At 64.6% G+C, this 16176-nt stretch carries 15 protein-coding genes and 1 tRNA gene; 4 read left to right on the forward strand and 12 right to left on the reverse strand.

Annotation, left to right across the window (positions count from 1 at the left end):
* Positions 1 to 5 precede the first annotated feature (5 nt).
* Complete coding sequence (locus EEB15_RS02185) at positions 6 to 3323, forward strand: transglutaminase domain-containing protein (protein WP_233259307.1); 3318 nt, start codon at positions 6 to 8, stop codon at positions 3321 to 3323.
* Positions 3301 to 3813: a hypothetical protein gene (locus EEB15_RS02190; RefSeq protein ID WP_141507879.1), complete on the forward strand. Its 513-nt coding sequence runs from the start codon at positions 3301 to 3303 to the stop codon at positions 3811 to 3813. The genes EEB15_RS02185 and EEB15_RS02190 overlap by 23 nt, the downstream gene beginning before the upstream one ends.
* 70 nt (positions 3814 to 3883) lie before the next feature.
* On the opposite strand, the gene EEB15_RS02195 is transcribed toward EEB15_RS02190, so the two are convergent.
* The 12 genes from EEB15_RS02195 to EEB15_RS33560 are packed head-to-tail and all read right to left on the reverse strand — an operon-like array spanning position 3884 to position 13920.
* Positions 3884 to 4384 (reverse strand): type II secretion system protein, encoded by a 501-nt coding sequence (locus EEB15_RS02195; protein WP_141507880.1) that lies wholly within the window; start codon positions 4382 to 4384, stop codon positions 3884 to 3886.
* Positions 4371 to 4757: a type II secretion system protein gene (locus tag EEB15_RS02200; RefSeq protein WP_141507881.1), complete on the reverse strand. Its 387-nt coding sequence runs from the start codon at positions 4755 to 4757 to the stop codon at positions 4371 to 4373. The genes EEB15_RS02195 and EEB15_RS02200 overlap by 14 nt, the downstream gene beginning before the upstream one ends.
* A gap of 4 nt (positions 4758 to 4761) precedes the next feature.
* Positions 4762 to 5229 carry a type II secretion system protein gene (locus EEB15_RS02205; RefSeq protein WP_141507882.1) on the reverse strand — a complete coding sequence of 156 codons (468 nt, stop codon included), beginning with the start codon at positions 5227 to 5229 and terminating at the stop codon, positions 4762 to 4764.
* 11 nt (positions 5230 to 5240) lie between these two features.
* A complete protein-coding gene (locus EEB15_RS02210; RefSeq protein WP_233259308.1) occupies positions 5241 to 7637 on the reverse strand; it encodes a secretin N-terminal domain-containing protein in 2397 nt (798 codons plus the stop codon).
* On the reverse strand, positions 7634 to 8206 hold the full coding sequence (locus EEB15_RS02215) for a hypothetical protein (protein ID WP_141507883.1): 573 nt from the start codon (positions 8204 to 8206) through the stop codon (positions 7634 to 7636). Before EEB15_RS02215 ends, EEB15_RS02210 begins: the two co-directional genes overlap by 4 nt.
* Positions 8203 to 8802 carry a hypothetical protein gene (locus tag EEB15_RS02220; RefSeq protein WP_141507884.1) on the reverse strand — a complete coding sequence of 200 codons (600 nt, stop codon included), beginning with the start codon at positions 8800 to 8802 and terminating at the stop codon, positions 8203 to 8205. The genes EEB15_RS02215 and EEB15_RS02220 overlap by 4 nt, the downstream gene beginning before the upstream one ends.
* Positions 8799 to 9371 carry a PilN domain-containing protein gene (locus EEB15_RS02225; protein ID WP_141507885.1) on the reverse strand — a complete coding sequence of 191 codons (573 nt, stop codon included), beginning with the start codon at positions 9369 to 9371 and terminating at the stop codon, positions 8799 to 8801. The genes EEB15_RS02220 and EEB15_RS02225 overlap by 4 nt, the downstream gene beginning before the upstream one ends.
* Positions 9368 to 10114: a hypothetical protein gene (locus EEB15_RS02230; RefSeq protein ID WP_141507886.1), complete on the reverse strand. Its 747-nt coding sequence runs from the start codon at positions 10112 to 10114 to the stop codon at positions 9368 to 9370. Before EEB15_RS02230 ends, EEB15_RS02225 begins: the two co-directional genes overlap by 4 nt.
* Positions 10095 to 11753 (reverse strand): GspE/PulE family protein, encoded by a 1659-nt coding sequence (locus EEB15_RS02235; protein ID WP_141507887.1) that lies wholly within the window; start codon positions 11751 to 11753, stop codon positions 10095 to 10097. Before EEB15_RS02235 ends, EEB15_RS02230 begins: the two co-directional genes overlap by 20 nt.
* Positions 11750 to 12931: a type II secretion system F family protein gene (locus EEB15_RS02240; RefSeq protein WP_141507888.1), complete on the reverse strand. Its 1182-nt coding sequence runs from the start codon at positions 12929 to 12931 to the stop codon at positions 11750 to 11752. The genes EEB15_RS02235 and EEB15_RS02240 overlap by 4 nt, the downstream gene beginning before the upstream one ends.
* Before the next feature lie 11 nt (positions 12932 to 12942).
* Positions 12943 to 13389, reverse strand: a complete 447-nt coding sequence (gspG, locus tag EEB15_RS02245) for a type II secretion system major pseudopilin GspG (RefSeq protein ID WP_141507889.1) — start codon at positions 13387 to 13389, stop codon at positions 12943 to 12945.
* Positions 13390 to 13395: 6 nt separating this feature from the next.
* Entirely contained in the window at positions 13396 to 13920 is a 525-nt protein-coding gene (locus EEB15_RS33560; protein WP_233259329.1) for a lytic transglycosylase domain-containing protein, read from the reverse strand.
* A 349-nt stretch (positions 13921 to 14269) separates the two neighbouring features.
* Between EEB15_RS33560 and EEB15_RS02255 the strand changes: the two genes are divergently transcribed.
* Both EEB15_RS02255 and EEB15_RS02260 read left to right on the forward strand, forming a co-directional pair.
* On the forward strand, positions 14270 to 15958 hold the full coding sequence (locus EEB15_RS02255) for a tol-pal system YbgF family protein (RefSeq protein WP_141507891.1): 1689 nt from the start codon (positions 14270 to 14272) through the stop codon (positions 15956 to 15958).
* A 36-nt stretch (positions 15959 to 15994) separates the two neighbouring features.
* Positions 15995 to 16071 (forward strand) — tRNA-Arg (locus EEB15_RS02260).
* The last annotated feature ends 105 nt before the right edge of the window (positions 16072 to 16176 follow it).

The following is a 16176-nucleotide window of genomic DNA, read 5'->3' on the forward strand; positions in this document are numbered from 1 at the left end:
CAACAATGAATACGCAAAGCACACCCATGACCATCAATACGCGTAAGGCCTGGCGTCCTGTCCTTCGGCCGGTTGCACGGTTGCTAGTCGTCGCGCAATTGGCGCTGGTACTGCAACCCTTGAGCGTGCTGGCACAGGAGGCGGGCACGCCAGCGTTCAACCCCGCTGCACAAGCCCAGTTGCAGCGATTCGCTGCGATGAACCAGACCATTGAGCAGGCCAAGGCCAATAAAAACAAGTCTCCTGCAGACTTCGTCAGCGACAAGTTGGGCCAAGCGCAGGAGTTGGTGGCACAGCTCAAGGCGCCTAACACGCCGGACAAGCCGGTCAGGCATCAGCAACTCAAGGATTTGCTCGCTGCAATACAGGCCGGTGCGGCCGACGTGCGCGCCGAGTTCGCGGCGACTCGGGACGAGTTGCGCGCGAAGAATTTGCCCGTCGAAATCCTGGCCCGTCATGACGAAGCGGCGGGACAGTTCGAGCAAAGGGCAGCTACCTTCGGCAGTCTCATCTCGCAAGCGGCCGGCGACGAAGACAGAGTCGCCAAACTATCGGAATTCTTCGACAACTTCCCGGCCAAGCGCAAGCCCGGCAAGACCGATCCCAAGAAGCTGCCCTGGTCTACCCCGAAACCCACAACGCGCATGCCGGCCGAAACCCAGACCGCCTGGTACCAGAATGCATATGGAGACCAGAAAATCCGGCTGGCCCAGGCCGGCGGCACCAACATCGGGCCGCTGCAATTCAACATCGCCCCTGAGCCGACCCAAGCCCCAACGTTGGCCGACTTGGCGGAAACTGACGAAGTGCAGCTGACCCCGGCCATCCGCGCCAAGGCGGCGGAACTTGGCAACAACCCGGTCAACATCTACAACTGGGTGCGCAATAACATCGAATTCGCGCCCACTGCAGGTGCGATTCAGAGCGCACAAGATACCCTGGACAAGAAGCGAGGCAACGCCACGGACACGGCCAGCCTGCTAGTGGCGCTTCTGCGCGCGGCGCACATCCCGGCGCGGTATCAGTACGGCACGATCGAAGTGCCCGCTGCACAAGCGATGAACTGGGTGGGTGGCGCCACGGTCCCGCAAGCCGCACTGCAAATCCTGAATCAGGGCGGCATCGCTGCGCGGGGCATGGCCAGTGGTGGACGCATCACTGCCATCCGCATGGAACACGTCTGGGTGCGAGCCTACGTCAATTGGAGCCCCAGCCGCGGCAATCGCAACGCCACACCCGCACAGCACCCGAACCCCAACGGCCCCTTGAACGCGTGGGTGCCATTGGATGCCAGCTTCAAGCAGTACACATTCAGCCCGCCGATGGATCTGAAGAGCACGGTACCACCTGACGTGAACGCCTTGGTGGCAGCGGCGACACAGGGTGCAACAACCAACGCCGCTCAAGGCTGGGTGCAGGGACTGAACCACTCGGCCCTCAAAGCTGAACTTGATGCCTACGAGGCGCGAGTAAAGACGTACGTCAGCAACTCTTCCACCGGAGTCAACAGCACAGCCGCCGACCTTCTCGGCAAGCAGATCATCCCGGTAATTGCACCGTCGCTCCTGGCTGGCACAACTGCAAATCACGTGATTGCGCTGGGAAGCCAGAGCTCCGCGGTCCCAAGCGCGCAACAACACAAGTTCACCTATCGTCTTTATGCGAGCGACGCCGAACGCGCCGACGAAAGCCCGTTGTTGAGCTACACCGAGAAGGTGAGCAAACTTGCGGGTAGACGCGTGACGCTGAACTATGTTGCCGCAGACGACGCCACCGCCAGCCTCATCGCCAGCTATTTGCCTGGGCCGCACGCCGATGGCAGTCGCATCCAACCCACCGAGTTTTCCGGGAGCTTGCCGGCTTATTTGATCCGATTGAAGGCTCAGATCAGTCTGGATGATGCGGTGGTTGCCTCATCATCCCAGGCCATTGGAATGGGAACCGACCTGTACAGCACTGGCGGTTTTACGCACCTCCACGACCCAACCCAGTGGGACCTTACGAGTGAGGAATCCAACGTGGCGGGGCAAGTGACGGCCATAGGGATCAGCGCCACCGGCGTCGGGCAAGGCCAACTCACCAGATTCAAGGGCGAGCTCACCCGAATGCAACTGGAACTGCAGGACCCTTCTGCCGTGCCTGGCAGCGTGAAGGCCAAACAGGCCTCCGGGCTTCTCCTTGCATCGGTAATTGCAAGCTGGTTCGCAGTATCTGAGAGCAGCAGCCGGATCAGCCAGCTTCACACCGGTGTCGTCGAGTATCCCGGCCTGAGTTATGGTCTGTTTCACGCGGTAGTCAACCCGATTATCAGCTGGGGAATTGTGCGTTCGGTTTCCTTTCCCGGCGTCAATCTGGATATTGGCCATGTGAGGATCAACACATGGTCGAACGACAACGACAGCAAGAAATGGATCCAATACAACCGTATGCGCGGCCAATACATGAGCACTCTGGAGGCCGTGGTGCCTGAGCGGTTCTTCAATGACACCGTGCGCTGCAACCTGTCAGGTGCGACCGCTCCCCTTCCGGGCCTACCGACCTGCCCGCAAGGAATCAGCGCCACCAAGGCGCTGGCATCTGCGGCGATGCAGGGGCAAAAGGTTTACACCATCACTCAGGCCACCTATGCGGACAATCCCAGCGTATTGAGCACTGGACTTTCGGCACAAAGCGCAAGCATTCGCGAGCGGGCGCGACAAGCGCTGGAGGTGGGTTTCGAGGTCACAGCGCATGAAGCCCCAGTCTCTCAAGGTGGCCTATGGGGGTCAGGGATCGTGATAGTTGACCCGACAACTGGAGCCGGTGCCTATCTCATTGATGGGGTAAGCAACGGAGGATCATTCGAGACCACGGCCGACCGCGTTTTCGTTATGCTCGGGTTTGGTAGTGAACCGGTCGTCAGCGCTGTGCAGCCTGCGCTCGTTGCAGCCACGTCGGCTGTGGCAGGCGCCTATATGGCGCTTGTCAACGTGTTCGAATGCAACGCCCAGGCGATCATCAATGTCTTGCTTATTGCGCTGGTAGTTGCTGCGGTGATCGCGGCGATAATCTTGGCTGGACCCGCTGTTGGCGCGGCGATAGCGGCACTTATCGCCGCAATGGCACCGGCAAGCGCATTCGCTGCGCAGGAGAACAGTTGTCCGAAGGCCACCTGCAGCGCAGAGCGAACGGCATGCTTTGGGACCAGCCTCAATGACGGTGTTGGCGGATCACCCGGCTCCGGGCGCTGCCAGTTGTGCTACGAAACGTGCATGCAACTGGACGGAAAATGGCCTTCCCGTTCCCATACCGGAGACCGCTGTGACTACTGGAACTTCAACTGAAACAATGCCACCGGACTCGAACGAATACCGGACCGTGGCTCGAAATATCGATCTCACTACAGTGCGTCTTTCCGACTGCGGATGGCAAGACGCGGTTCAGCAGTATGGCGAACTTGAAGAGGAGATGGTCCGCCTGTTTCAAGCAGAAGCGGACATACAGGAGGTTCGACGCCGGATATCCGAGGCCATTGTTTCGAATATCTCTGTGGCCGACCCCGCGCCTGGGGAGTCCGCCTATGAGCCGATCTGGCAAAAGCTGGTGAGCCTTGGCTTCTCGAGCGACGAGCGCAAGATGTCAATGCATTTTTTCCGTCTCAGTTACCTGATGAGCAATTCAAACGATCTGAATCGCATCAGATCAGAGCTGGCGGCGTTTCGTGACGGGGCTGAGCGGCTTTTGAAGCGGCCCGATCCGGGCATGGGGGAGCACTTTGCAGCCGTTGCAGCGCTCCTTGAACATAGACTCGCACAACGGCGTGGCGCTGTGTAAAGCGCGCAAGCTTGGGAGCAAAGCGGCCAACGCCGCATACGCTTTGGGCTTCGATTTAGCGCGGCAGAGGTCAGCGCCGCACGGCCCCCGCGAGTCCGAACACCCACTGCCGATAGGTGTCCGCATTTTCCAGCGCGGCGAACTGAGGTCCGAAACCAAGCTGGCGGATCGGTTTGCCCTCCGCGAGACTGTGCACCCCGGCGATCCGCCCCTGCGCATCCAGCACCAGCCCCCATTCACTCTTGCCCGTCAAGGGGTCTGCGTATAACTGCCGCAGATGCCTGCGAATGCCCGGTACGCGCGGGTCCTTCAACAGGTCATCCAGCGTCCTGGGTCCCTGGCCCATGGTGGGCGTCACCGCCCCGGCCGGTACGCCGGCGTAGCTGCGCAGCGCTTGTTGGAACTCAGCGCCTATGGCCAATAGCTCACGCTCGGCATCTCTTCTCGCCATCGTTGCACCAAGGCTCACTGCCGCAGTCGCCGCGATGGAGATCAACGCAACCGCAAGCAGTAGCAAGACATAGGCAAACCCGCCCTGCTTGAAGTGCGGCGGATGCTCACCAGTCCGCATACTTCTTTCCGTCGCGGTCCATGCCCTGCGCACCGCTGTGCACGTCGTACACCGTGCCCTTGTAGCCCTCGGGCACAGGCACCAGCTGCCATGTCGCAGCGGATTCGGTGATCGGGTCTACCGGAAGCGCGCGCAGGTATTTCTTTTCCACCAATTCCTCGAGCGTCTCGGGATAGCGTCCGTTGTCGCCGTAAAACTTGTCGATCACGTCGCGCACGCTGCGCAGGTTGTCGCGCAACACTGCTTCCTTGGTCGCGTCTACCTTGTGGAAGTAGCGCGGCGCCACCAGCATGAGCAAGGTGGCCACGATGGCGAGCACCACCAGCAGCTCGATCAGCGTGAATCCAAGGCGAAAGCGGCGCGGTTCTGTCATGGGCTTACCAACGTCTCAGCGCCACGCCGTTCAAGCCGATCAAAGCCGACTGGGTGTGCACGTCGTACACGTCGTCGCCTTCCTGCGGATCGGCGGCTTCGCTGGCATAAGACCGTTTGCCCCAGGTGCCCGCGTCATCCACCGACGCATCGCCATGGAACGGGTCGCGCGGGACCCTGCGCAAAAAGAACATCTTGCGGCGCTTCGGGTCGCGCTGGTCGTCGGCGCCTTCCACCAGCGCTTCCAGCGTCTTCGGGTAGCCCGTGCTGCCGATTTCCTTGCGGATACGGCCTTCGTCCGATGCGCGCTTATAGGCATCGATGGCCGTGCGGATTTCGCGCAGCGCGGCGCGCAGCTCGACCTCCTTGCCGCGCTGCACCTGAACCTGTGCAACGGGGATGACGAGCGTGGCGAGCACGGCCAGGATGGCCAGCGTCACCAGCAGTTCGATCAACGTGAAGCCGCGACGCATCGAAGGCGAGTTCAGTTGGTCACGCGCAGCACGTGGGCCGGGGCTGGCGACGGTGCCACGGAACGCCCTCCCAAGCCTACCGGCGCGACAGTCAGCAACTGCACACGCGTCTCCGGGTTGATGGCGGCTGTGGCGCGGAAGTTGATGGTGGCAAACACGCCCAGCGCCGTGGCGCCGGCATCACCCGACCGCGTGCCAGTCACCAGCACTTGGCCGCTGGGGTCCACGCGGCTGGCGAAGCTGGTTTGCGAACCGCCCTGGCGCAGGAATTCGCCTTCGCTCACCGAGGTGGCCTGCAGCATGCGCGGATCGAACCCCACGGCCAGCGGCACGCTGACGACCGGCTGGTCCGACTGCATCAACAACTGCACGGCAAAGATGTCGCCCACCTTCACTTCAGCGGGGCCTTGCCATCGCAGTGTCGCGCCCCCGCTCGGCGCGGGCGTGACGCTCCCGACGGCCGACGTTAACGGAGCTGTGGTGGCACTGGCCGTGGTCGTGCCTGCCTGGCTCTGCGTCGCTTGGGAAGTGACCGCAGGCGAAGTCGAAGCGCCGGGGACAGCGGGAGATGACGGCGCCGTCGCAGGCCGCGTTCCAGGCGCTGGAGCAGGCGCGGCACCTGTCGCCGCGGGCCGCGCGCCAAAGCTGTTCTCCGTGCCGGACTCGAACTCGGTCAGTGCCGCATCGGGCCGGCGCACATTGCGGACAATCCGCGGCGTGATGGAGAGCACGATCTCCGTCTTGCTGGCGTCGTCCGACTGGCTGCCGAACAGGCGGCCCACCACCGGCACCTCGCCCAGGCCTGGCACCTTGTTGGCCGAGCGGCGGTCTTCGTCGTTGATGAGGCCGGCCAGAACCTGGTTCTCGCCGTCTTTCAGGCGCAGCACGGTCTGCGCTGTGCGCGTGCCGATCTGGTAGGCGATGGAGCCGGACTTGGTCTGCACCTGGCTGATGATGTTGCTGACTTCCAGCGCGATCTTGATCGCCACTTCGCCATCGAGGTAGATCGTGGGTTCGACGTCGAGCTTGAGGCCCACGTCCACGTAGTTGATGGACTCCGCCACGAAGCCGGTCGACGTCGACGTGGAGGTGATGTTGGGCACGCGCTCGCCGATGAGGATCTTGGCCTTCTCGCGGTTGCGCGCGCGGATGCGCGGGTTGGCCAGGATGTTGGCGTCGGTGTCGGTCTTCTTGGCGTTGATGTTGACGGCGCCGATGGCGGCGCCGATGCGGGCGCTGTTGAGGCCGCGCAGGTCCGCGACGGTGAGGGCGCCGCCGGTGGTGCCGGACGTCGAGCCGTCGGTGGCGGCCGCGCCGATGGCCAGCGGCGTCAGCGTCAACTGATCGGGCCAGCGAACACCCAAATCCAGCAGGCGCGTCCGCTTCACCTCCAGAATCTCGACTTCCAGCATCACTTCTGGTTCGGGCACATCGTGCAGCGCCACCAGTTTCTCGGCCAGGCGGATGGCCTCGGGCGTGTCGCGCACGATCACCAAATTGAGCTTGTCGTCCACCACGACGTCGCGCGACTTCAGCAGGGCCTTGAGCGTCGCCGCCACCGTCTTCGCCTCGGCGTTGGCCAGGTAGAAGCTCTTGACGGTCAGCAGCTGGTAGTCCTTCTGCTTGGCCTGCGTGTTGGGATAGATCAGCACCGTGTTGCCATCCAGCACGCGCTGCTCCAGCTGGTTGGTCAGCAGCGTCAGGCTCACCGCGCTTTCGATGGTGGAGTTTTTCAGGAAGATCGAGGTCTTCTGATCGGTGCGCACATCCTTGTCGAAGAGGAAGTTCATGCCCGAGGTGCGCGAGATCACCTCGAACACGGTTTTCAACGCCACGTCCTTGAACTCGATGGTGATGGGCTTGCGGTAGGCGGCGGCCAAAGCCGTCTCCGGCGTGGGCCGCGCCGCCTGGTCGTCGAGCTTCTGCAGCAACGCGCGTGCGCCTTCATGCAGCGGCTCTTCCATCAGGACGGTCTTGAGCTTGGTGCGGGCCGTGTCCAGGTCCTTCTTGGCCACGGCGGCCTCTGCGTCTTTCATCCACCCGGCCGTGCGCCGGTGCTGGTCCACGGCGCGTAACCCGGCCAGTGCGCGATCGTTGCTGCCGTGCACGCTGAGCACTTGGCGAAAGACCTGCTCCGCGTCGTCCAGCCGGCCCTGGCGGCGCAGCGCTTCGGCGCGGTCGATCTGTGCGGCAATGTAGCGGTCGCGCGTCTGCAGCACCGCGACGCGGTATTGCGCGACGCCCGGGTCCAGCCGGCTGGCTTCCTCGAGTTTGACCAGGCCTTCGGTGACGCGACCCTGGTTCACCAGGTCCTGGCCGTCACGGTAAGCCATTTGGGCCGCGCATCCGGCCAGGGCGAGGAGGGCCGCGGCGGCGCCAAGGCGCAAAGGCAGGTTCAGAAAGCTCAACGAGGGTCTCCAATCGAAAGGGTCTGCGGCAGGCCCAGCGGCAAGTAGGTCAATGTGAGGGTGGGCGGCGCGATCTTGTCCACGCGCCAGGCGTTTTCGAGCACCTGGCCTTCGCGGGCGACAAACGTCTGCTCGGATTTGGACAGGAACACTTCCCACGTGTCGCCTTCCAGCTTCTTGCCCAGGAAAGCGTAGGGCAGGGGCGGCGCGACAGGCGGCGGCGCCGGTTGCTCCGGCGGCGGGGGTGGTGGCGGCGGGTTCCAGCTGCGTGTGGAGAAGAGATCGCGCGCCGCCTTCTTCTCGGCGCTCGCCGTGTCGCCGGCCTTGGCGAACAACTGGTCGCGCGGCACCAGCGCAAAGGTGGGTTCCAAGGGAGCAGCCCTCGGCCGCTCGACCGGCGCACCCGCAATGGGCTGCGCTGACATGGGTGCGGTTTGCGGCTTGGCGGGCAGGCTCACGGCGGCGTCACCGGCCGGTGACTTGTCGCCGAACAGCGCCAGCCAGCCACCCACCAGCAACAGGGGCAGCCACAGGAACCAGCGCTTGTGCGTTCCGGCTGGTTTGCTCATTTGACGTTTCTCCCCGCGTCGTCGGCCTGGCCCGCTTGGTCCTTCTGGATCCAGAAAGACCAGCGCAAGCGCGCCTCCAGTTGTGCTTGCCCCACGTTTTCGCGCCGCGCCGCGACCTGGTCGAGCGAGGCGTTGGGCACGGTGCGAAGCACGGACTCGACATAGCGGCGCAGCTGCGGATAGCTCGCACGCACCGGCTGCGTGACGTGCACCTGCATCAGCCGGGTGGTGGTGTGCAGTTGTTGCTGGTAGTCGCCTTGCTGCAGGGTAATCTGTTCGGCCTGGGCCAGTGCAGACATCTTGCGAACCAGTTCCGCGGGCTCGGGCGACGCGCGCAGCACCGCCTGCAGCACGGCCAGTTCCTGGCCTTCCGACAACGGCTCCACAGTGACACGCTTGGTGCTTGCGGCCGACCGCTCATGGGCCAGTTCGGCCTGGGTGACGGCGAGGCGAGCGCGCAGCGGATGCAGCAGCATCAACTGCATGGCGCCGGCGGCCGCCAGCAGCAACAGCGCCACGGGCCACGCCCAGCCGCGGCGCCACAGCAGGATCTGAAGGCGCGTGCGCACGATCGAGAGAGCGGTGAAGCGGTTCATCGTGCCGCTGCCTTCAATCTCAAATCCAGGCTCAGCCGCATGGGCTTGTTGCTGTCTTGATCGTTGGTCTCATGCTTGATGAGGGCAACGTTCTCGAACAGTGGCAGCGTGCCCAGTTCTTTGGCGTACGCCAGCAGCGTGTCGAGGGTCTTCGCCTCGACCTGCAACCGGACGCTGCCCACACGCGCATCAGGTTCGATCGACACCAGTGCGACGTTGTCGGGCGTGTTGGCCTCCAGCGTGTCGAGCAATGCAGCCCAGGGCGTGTTGAGCTGCCGCGCCACCAGGCTCCAGGCTTGACGCTGCTGCGCGGTGAGTTGCGGCCTGGCCGCGTCGGCAGCCCGGTCCACACGCTGGCCCTTTTGCCTTTGCACGGCGGCGAGCGACGCGCGGACTTGCGCGAGTTCGTCATCGGTCTTCCACGCCTGCCACGCCACGGCCGCGCCCCACGCCATTGCAGCGATGAGCGCGACAAGTGCAACAGCTCCCGAAGGGCTCGGCACATGGCCGAAGAATTGCTGGCGCAAGGTTGCCGCCGGCGCTTCGAACTGGAGGCGCACCGGCTTCATGACAGAGCTCCTTCGAGAAGTTTGCCCAGGCCGAGCGCCGCGACGGCCTCGTTGGCCTGGAGTTCGTCCCCGCTGCCCAGGTTCACCCAATGCAATGATTCGCTCGCCAGCGATGCATTGCGCATGCCTTCGATCCGAACCTGCCGCAGCACCTGGGCATTGGCGTCTTCATCGGTTGTGCCCGGTGCAACGCCTTGCATGCTGAGGCAATCGACTCGCCCATCCCGGCAATGCCAGAGCAGCACGCGCTGGGGGCTGCGCAATGCGCTCCAGCCGTCGGCTGGGAAGGTATTCGCGTCGGAGGAACCGCAGGCAACACCCCACGCTGTGTGCCAGCGCGCCGAAACGCCGGCCGCAGCCAGCTTTTGCTGGAATGCCATCACCACCGTGTACGGCAGTGCCGCGCAGACAAAGGGCGCGTTCGCGTTCCAGTCAGCGGCCACCCACCAGTCCCGCGGCGTTCCGCCGTACAGGTGCGCGCAGCGCGCGGCGGCGACCAGCCGCAGTTCGTCGAGTGAGGCCACCGATGACGGCGGCGTTTGCAGCCAGTGCACCGCAACGTCGTTGCCGGCGATCACGTCCACGCCCGTGTTCGGCGCGAGATGCGACAGCGCCTGCGGCAATGCTTCGGGATGGCCTGCATGCCGCACGGTACCCGCCGGGCCTGTGGGCGACCACGCCAGCTCGCGCGCATCCAGGCCCCAGGCTGCGCGCCGGGAAGTCTCAGGCCGCCACAGTGACACGACGCACCTCCTCCAACGTGGTGACACCCGCGCGCACCAGGTGCAGCGCCGCTTCCGTCAGGCTGCGCGTGCCTTTACGCCGCGCCGCTTCCTTGACCTGCCGCACCGGCTGCTTGGCCACGATCATCTCGCGCAGTTCGTCGTCCAGCCGCAGGATTTCCGCCACGGCCTGCCGGCCCTTGTAGCCGGTGCCGCGGCAGTCGCCGCAGCCTTCTCCCTTGCGGAAGTCGTAGTCCGCGGTGTCGGCCGCGGTGAGGCCGAGCCGCGCCAGCTCGTGCGCGTCCGGCTTGCAAGGGCGGCTGCAATGCGGGCAGTTCAGGCGCAGCAGGCGCTGCGCCCAGATGCCGTTGAGCGCGGACACCAGCGAGTAAGGGTCCAGGCCCATGTGCGTGAAACGGCCGAACACATCGAACACGTTGTTGGCGTGAACCGTGGTCAGCACCAAGTGGCCGGTGAGTGCGGACTGCACCGCGATCTCCGCCGTCTCGCGGTCGCGGATTTCGCCCACCATGATCTTGTCCGGGTCGTGGCGCAGGATGGAGCGCAGGCCGCGCGCGAAGGTCAGGCCCTTCTTCTCGTTCACCGGAATCTGCAGCACACCGGGCAGCTGGTATTCCACCGGATCTTCGATGGTGATGATCTTGTCGCGGCCGGTGTGCGTCTCCGACAGCGCCGCGTAGAGCGTCGTGGTCTTGCCGGAGCCCGTGGGGCCGGTCACCAGAAGCATGCCGTAGGCCGCTTCCATCAGGTCGCGCAAGGTGGCGACCGATTCGGCCTCGAAGCCCAGCGAGTCCAGGCTCAGCTTGCCGTGCGCCTCGATCATGGCGCGCTTGTCGAGGATACGGATCACCGCATCTTCGCCATGGATGCCGGGGATGATGGACACGCGCAGGTCGACCTCGCGGCCCTGCGCGCTGACACGAAAGCTGCCATCCTGCGGCACGCGCCGCTCGGCGATGTCCAATTCGGCCAGCACCTTCAGCCGCGAGATGGCCTGCTCGGCGACAGCCTGACCGGACACTTCGGTGATGGCGTCGAGCACGCCGTCGATCCGGTATTTCACGGCCAGGCCCAAAGGCGTGCTTTCCAGGTGCACGTCGCTCGCGCCGGCGCGCAGCGCGTCGTACAGCGTGGAGTTGACCAGCTTGACCGCCGGGCTGCTGGCGTCCGACACGCGGGCCAGCGACAACTCCTCGATATCGTCGCGCGGGCCGGCGCCTTCGTTGGCCGCGCGGTCCAGGCTGTCCACCGCGCGCGAGCGGTCTTCCTGTTGATTGAGGTAGGCGTGGATGTCGTCGGGGCTGGCCAGCACGAAGCGCACCGGCGCCTGCGCCCAATGCGACAGCTGCGTCCACAGGTCGCGGTCCAGCGGGTCATGGACCACGGCGATGAAGCCGCCCGCTTCGTCGTTGAGCAACACGGCCCGCAGGCTCTGCGCGCGAGCCAACGGCAAGCGGTCGAAGGCGGCCGCTCGCTGTGCCATGTCGGCCGTTTCCCAGCAATCCAGGCCCATCGTGTGCGCCATCTTCTGCGCCGCCTCGCGCTGCGTGCATTGCAGCAGCTCGGCCAGCTTCACCGCCGGTGCCTGGCCGCCTTCCTGCGCGGTACGCACGACGCCCCAATCGATCGCGGCGCTCATTGGAGGCTCCCGGCCAGGTCGAAGATCGGCATATACAGAAGGATCACGATTAGCCCGATCACCAGGCCGATGGCCGCCATCAGCACCGGCTCGAAGGCCTTGCTGAAGCGTTCGACCCACCGCGTCGTCTCTTCGTCGTAGAAAGCGGCGGTGCGGCTGAGCATCAGGCCCAACTGGCCGGACTGCTCGCCCACGCGCAACAGGCGCAGCGCCACCGGCGTGCTGAGGCTGTGCTTGAGGAGCGATTCGGACAGGTTCTGGCCCGACTCCACATCGTGACGAACAGCGTCGAGTTGCTCGCGTGCGGCGGTATCCACCACCGCGGTGCACAGCTTCAACGCATGCTGCACAGGGATACCGCCTTCCAGCAGCATGCCCAACGTGAGGTACAGGCGCGAGAGCTGCAGGATGTGCAGCTTGGGCTGCGCGCCGGGCAGCAGCCGGATGATGCGCCACCAGCCGCCCTGCGCGACCAGGCGGCGCAGCCACCAGACCAGGGTGGCCGCGCCTGCGCCAAAACCCACCAACATCTCTACGGTGTGCTGGCCCGCGAACTGGCCCCAGTTCATCAGCACTTCCGACGCCCACGGCAGGCTGCGCCCGCTGCCCTGGTACACCGCCGAAAACCGCGGCACCACATATCCCAGAAGAAACAGGCTCACGACCATGCCCACCACCAGCAGGATGGCCGGATAGATCGCCGCGCTGGTGACTTTGTGGCGCACCGATTGCACGCGCGTTTCGTATTCGAGGAAGCGCGCCAGCGCCTGCGGCAGATCGCTCGTTCCTTCTGCGGCCTGGATAACACCCACGAACAGCGGCGGAAAGATCTGCGGCTGGTTGCGCAGCGCCGACGACAGGCGCTGGCCCTGCCGCAGCTGCTCGGCCAAACGCGCCAGCACCGCGCGGCGTGAGGCCTGCGTGTCTTTTTCGATCAACGCTTCCAGCGACTCGATGACGCTCAGACCCGCGTGCAACAACGCATGCAGCTCCTGCGCGAACATGAGGAGCGGAAACTTTTCATCGCGCTGCCATGCTGCGCCGCGGCGGCGCGTGACAGACAACGGGCTCAGGCGTTGCGCACGCGCCTGCGCATGCGCGTCGGCTTCGTCCAACGCGTCCAGCACCAGCGTCTGGATCTGCTGACCGGGGTCGAGGGCCCTGACGACGTACTGCATGGCCGCGAGGTCTATTCGCCGATGTCGGCGGCGTCGCCACTGCCGCCGGGCTGACCGTCCTTGCCGTAGGACAGCAATTCATAGTCGCCCTTGCTGCCCGGCGCGCGGTACACATACGGCTTGCCCCACGGGTCGAGCGGCACGGCCTTGCTCAAATAGGGCCCGGCCCACTTGGCAGCCGATGCGGGCTTGTTAAGCAGCGCGTTGAGCCCGTCTTCCGTGGTCGGGAAATTGCCCACGTCCAGCCGGTAGCTGCCCAGCGCCTTGTGGAAGCTTTCGATCTGCGCCTTGGCCAGCGCCTGTTCCGATTTGCCGATCTGCCCGAAATACTTGGGGCCGACATAGGCGGCCAGCAGGCCGATGATCGCGACGACCACGAGCAGTTCGAGCAGGGTGAAGCCGCGGAACGTGGCGGGCAAACGAAGGCGGCGAGCCGAAGGCGAGGTACTGCGATTCATGGGAGTTCAGGGAGCGGAGATGGATGCGGACTTGGCCAGAACGGCCGGCACGTAAAGCATGGTTTCCCGGTAGGGCGGGATGCGGGCCTGGTGGCGGGAGACGGCGCCCGCGCCCGCGTTGTACGCGGCGAGCGCAAGCGCAACGTTGCCTTGATGTTGTGACAGCAGGTCCTTGAGATGACGCACACCGGCGTCGATGTTGCGCTCCGGGTCGCGCCAGGAATGGGCGCCCGTCAAGCCATAGCGCTCGCCCGTTGCGGGCATGAGCTGCATGACGCCACGTGCACCTTTGGGTGAAACTGCATGAGCGTTGCGCCTGGACTCGACGTGGGCGACGGCTTGGACCAATGCGGCAGATACACCATGGCGAAGCGAGACGCGATCGATGATCGAGTGCAGGGGATCAGAGCCAGAGCTTGGCCGGCGCGTCGGCTCCGTTGCCGCGGCGTTCGGTTGTGGCTCGCGGTAAGCGATTCGATAAGATGGATCGAGTGCCTGGGTCGCGTAGCGAGGAGTCCCATCCTCCGACATCGAGAGGAAAACGTCGGCTGCGGCGCACACTCCGGGCGTGGCTAGGGCGAGTGCTGCGCCGACTGCGGCCCAAATGCACCGACCTTTGTGTTGCTGTTCTGCGTCCACCGACTCCCTCCATGCTGTGCCCCTGCCCCCGGATATGTTCCCGCTGGGCTTACAAACCGCAACAGTGTAGCGCGACCGCGTAGAACTTAACGCTCAATCTTGTAAACGATCGAGAATGCCTGCCTGATAGTGGCTTCCAGCAAACACCTGTACTAGAGATTTGCCCATGGCGGCTAAGATGTAGCCCTAAAGTAACCGGGACCGCCCTGCCTCGACGCAAGCGCGCCCGCCGGAGGAGCCCATGAACGACGAACTCGAAGTCAAGTACCACCAAGGCAACATCACGCCCTTCTGGAAGAAGCTGCCGTTCTTCTTCCTGTTCCCCTTCAGCCGCATGAGCCCGCTCATCTTCATGGTCTGCATCGTTGCGGCCAGCGGGCTGGCCGGCATTGCCTTGGGCGCGTTCGGCCTGATCTTCAAGGGGTTCCTGGTTTACCTGGGCCTGCGCTATGCATTCAACGTCCTGGAGCTGTTCGCCAAGGGGCGCTTCGAAGGTGAATCGGTCGACCACACGCTGTGGGGACCGGAGAAGCGACCCGCCAAGCTGGGGCTGGTGATCACGCTCTTCGTCGTGTTCGGCATCAACTTCGGCAACGTGATGCTCGATTCCCGGCTGGCCAAGGACTCGCGCGCGCAAGACGTCATCATCGAGCGCTACAACAAAGAGCACGCCGCGGAGATCGCCCAACGCGAAGAGGCGATGGCGGCATACAAGAAGCACCTGGCCGATGTGCAAGCCGCGCCGACGCGGGCGCCCAAGCCCGCCGCCTATTCCGGCTCGGGCGATGAGGATTCGGACGCGCCAGAGTCCGCCGCCGCGGCGATCGCCGAAGCCGAAGCGATGCTGGAGCGGGCGCCCGAAGCCGGCCCCAGCCGCTCAGAAATCCTGCAGGGCAACACGCCGACCCCGGGTGACCCGCTGTGGACGCGGCTGCAGCCTGTGTCGTTCTGGCTGGTGATGCTCGTCCTCAGCCTGCTGCTGCCCGCGGCGGCGATCATCATTGCGCTCGAAGACAAGTTCTTCAAGGCGCTCAATCCGCTCAACGTCGTCTACCTCGTGCAGACGATGGGCAGCGCGTACTTCGTTTTGTGGGGCTTCTTCCTGGCGATCGCCGGTACGCGGCAGATGGTGCTGTCTGCCGGTTCCGGCTGGCCGGCGGCCGTGAGTTTCCCGCTGGAAATGGCCGTCGCCACGTACCTGGGGCTCGTGCTGTTTTCGATCATGGGCTACGCGCTCTACCAGTTCCACCAGGAGCTGCACCTCGACGTCGATGTTGACTTCGAAGACCACCGCAAGGCGGGCGGTGCCGAAGCGATCGCGAAGGTCGGCTCGGCCCGCGCCGCCGTGATGCAGGCCGAGCCCAAAGACCCGCTGGAGCGCAAGCTGCAGCCGCTGCTGGCTGAAGGCAAGATCAAGGAAGCCATCGCCGAGGTCAAGGACTTCATGCGCTACGACAAGCTCGACCCGGCGCTGAACAAGCGGCTGCATGGCCTGTACGTGCAGCAGGGCGACATGCCCGTGATCCTGACGCATGGGCAGCAGTGGCTCACGAGCCTTGCGCGCGCGGGCCAGGCCAAAGACGTGCTGGCGGCATTGCGGGCACTGCAGGCCATCGACCCGACGTATGTCATCGAGGACGGCGACGTCATCCTGCCCGCCGCCACGGCTGCCACGCAGGCGCACGACGCCGCGCTCACCGCGAACCTGCTGCGCAACTTCGACAAGCGCTTTCCCAAGCACAAGGACACACCCGCCATCTACTACCTGGGCGCCAAGCTCTTGAGCGAGCAAAGCCGCCAGCACGAGAAGGCGGCGAAGATCCTGCGGGCGGTGTTGGCGCACTTCCCGGACCACCCGGTGGCCGGTGAGGCCAAGACATATCTGACGGTGTTGGAGTCGATGTTGGCCAAGGCGCCGGCGGCGGGCTGAGAGGGTTTCAATTCAGCTGATATAATCGTCGGCTTAGCGGCTGTAGCTCAGTTGGATAGAGTACTTGGCTACGAACCAAGGGGTCGTGGGTTCGAATCCTGCCAGCCGCACCATATGAATCAAGGCCTTAGGTCAGAAATGACCTAGGGCCTTTTTCTTTGCTGGGGGACTTTTGCTCCCGAATCTGCGCTATCGAATGTTCATCGCGATATTGGCCG

This window comes from Ramlibacter sp. WS9 (assembly GCF_003797765.1).
Taxonomy (GTDB): Bacteria; Pseudomonadota; Gammaproteobacteria; order Burkholderiales; family Burkholderiaceae_C; genus Ramlibacter.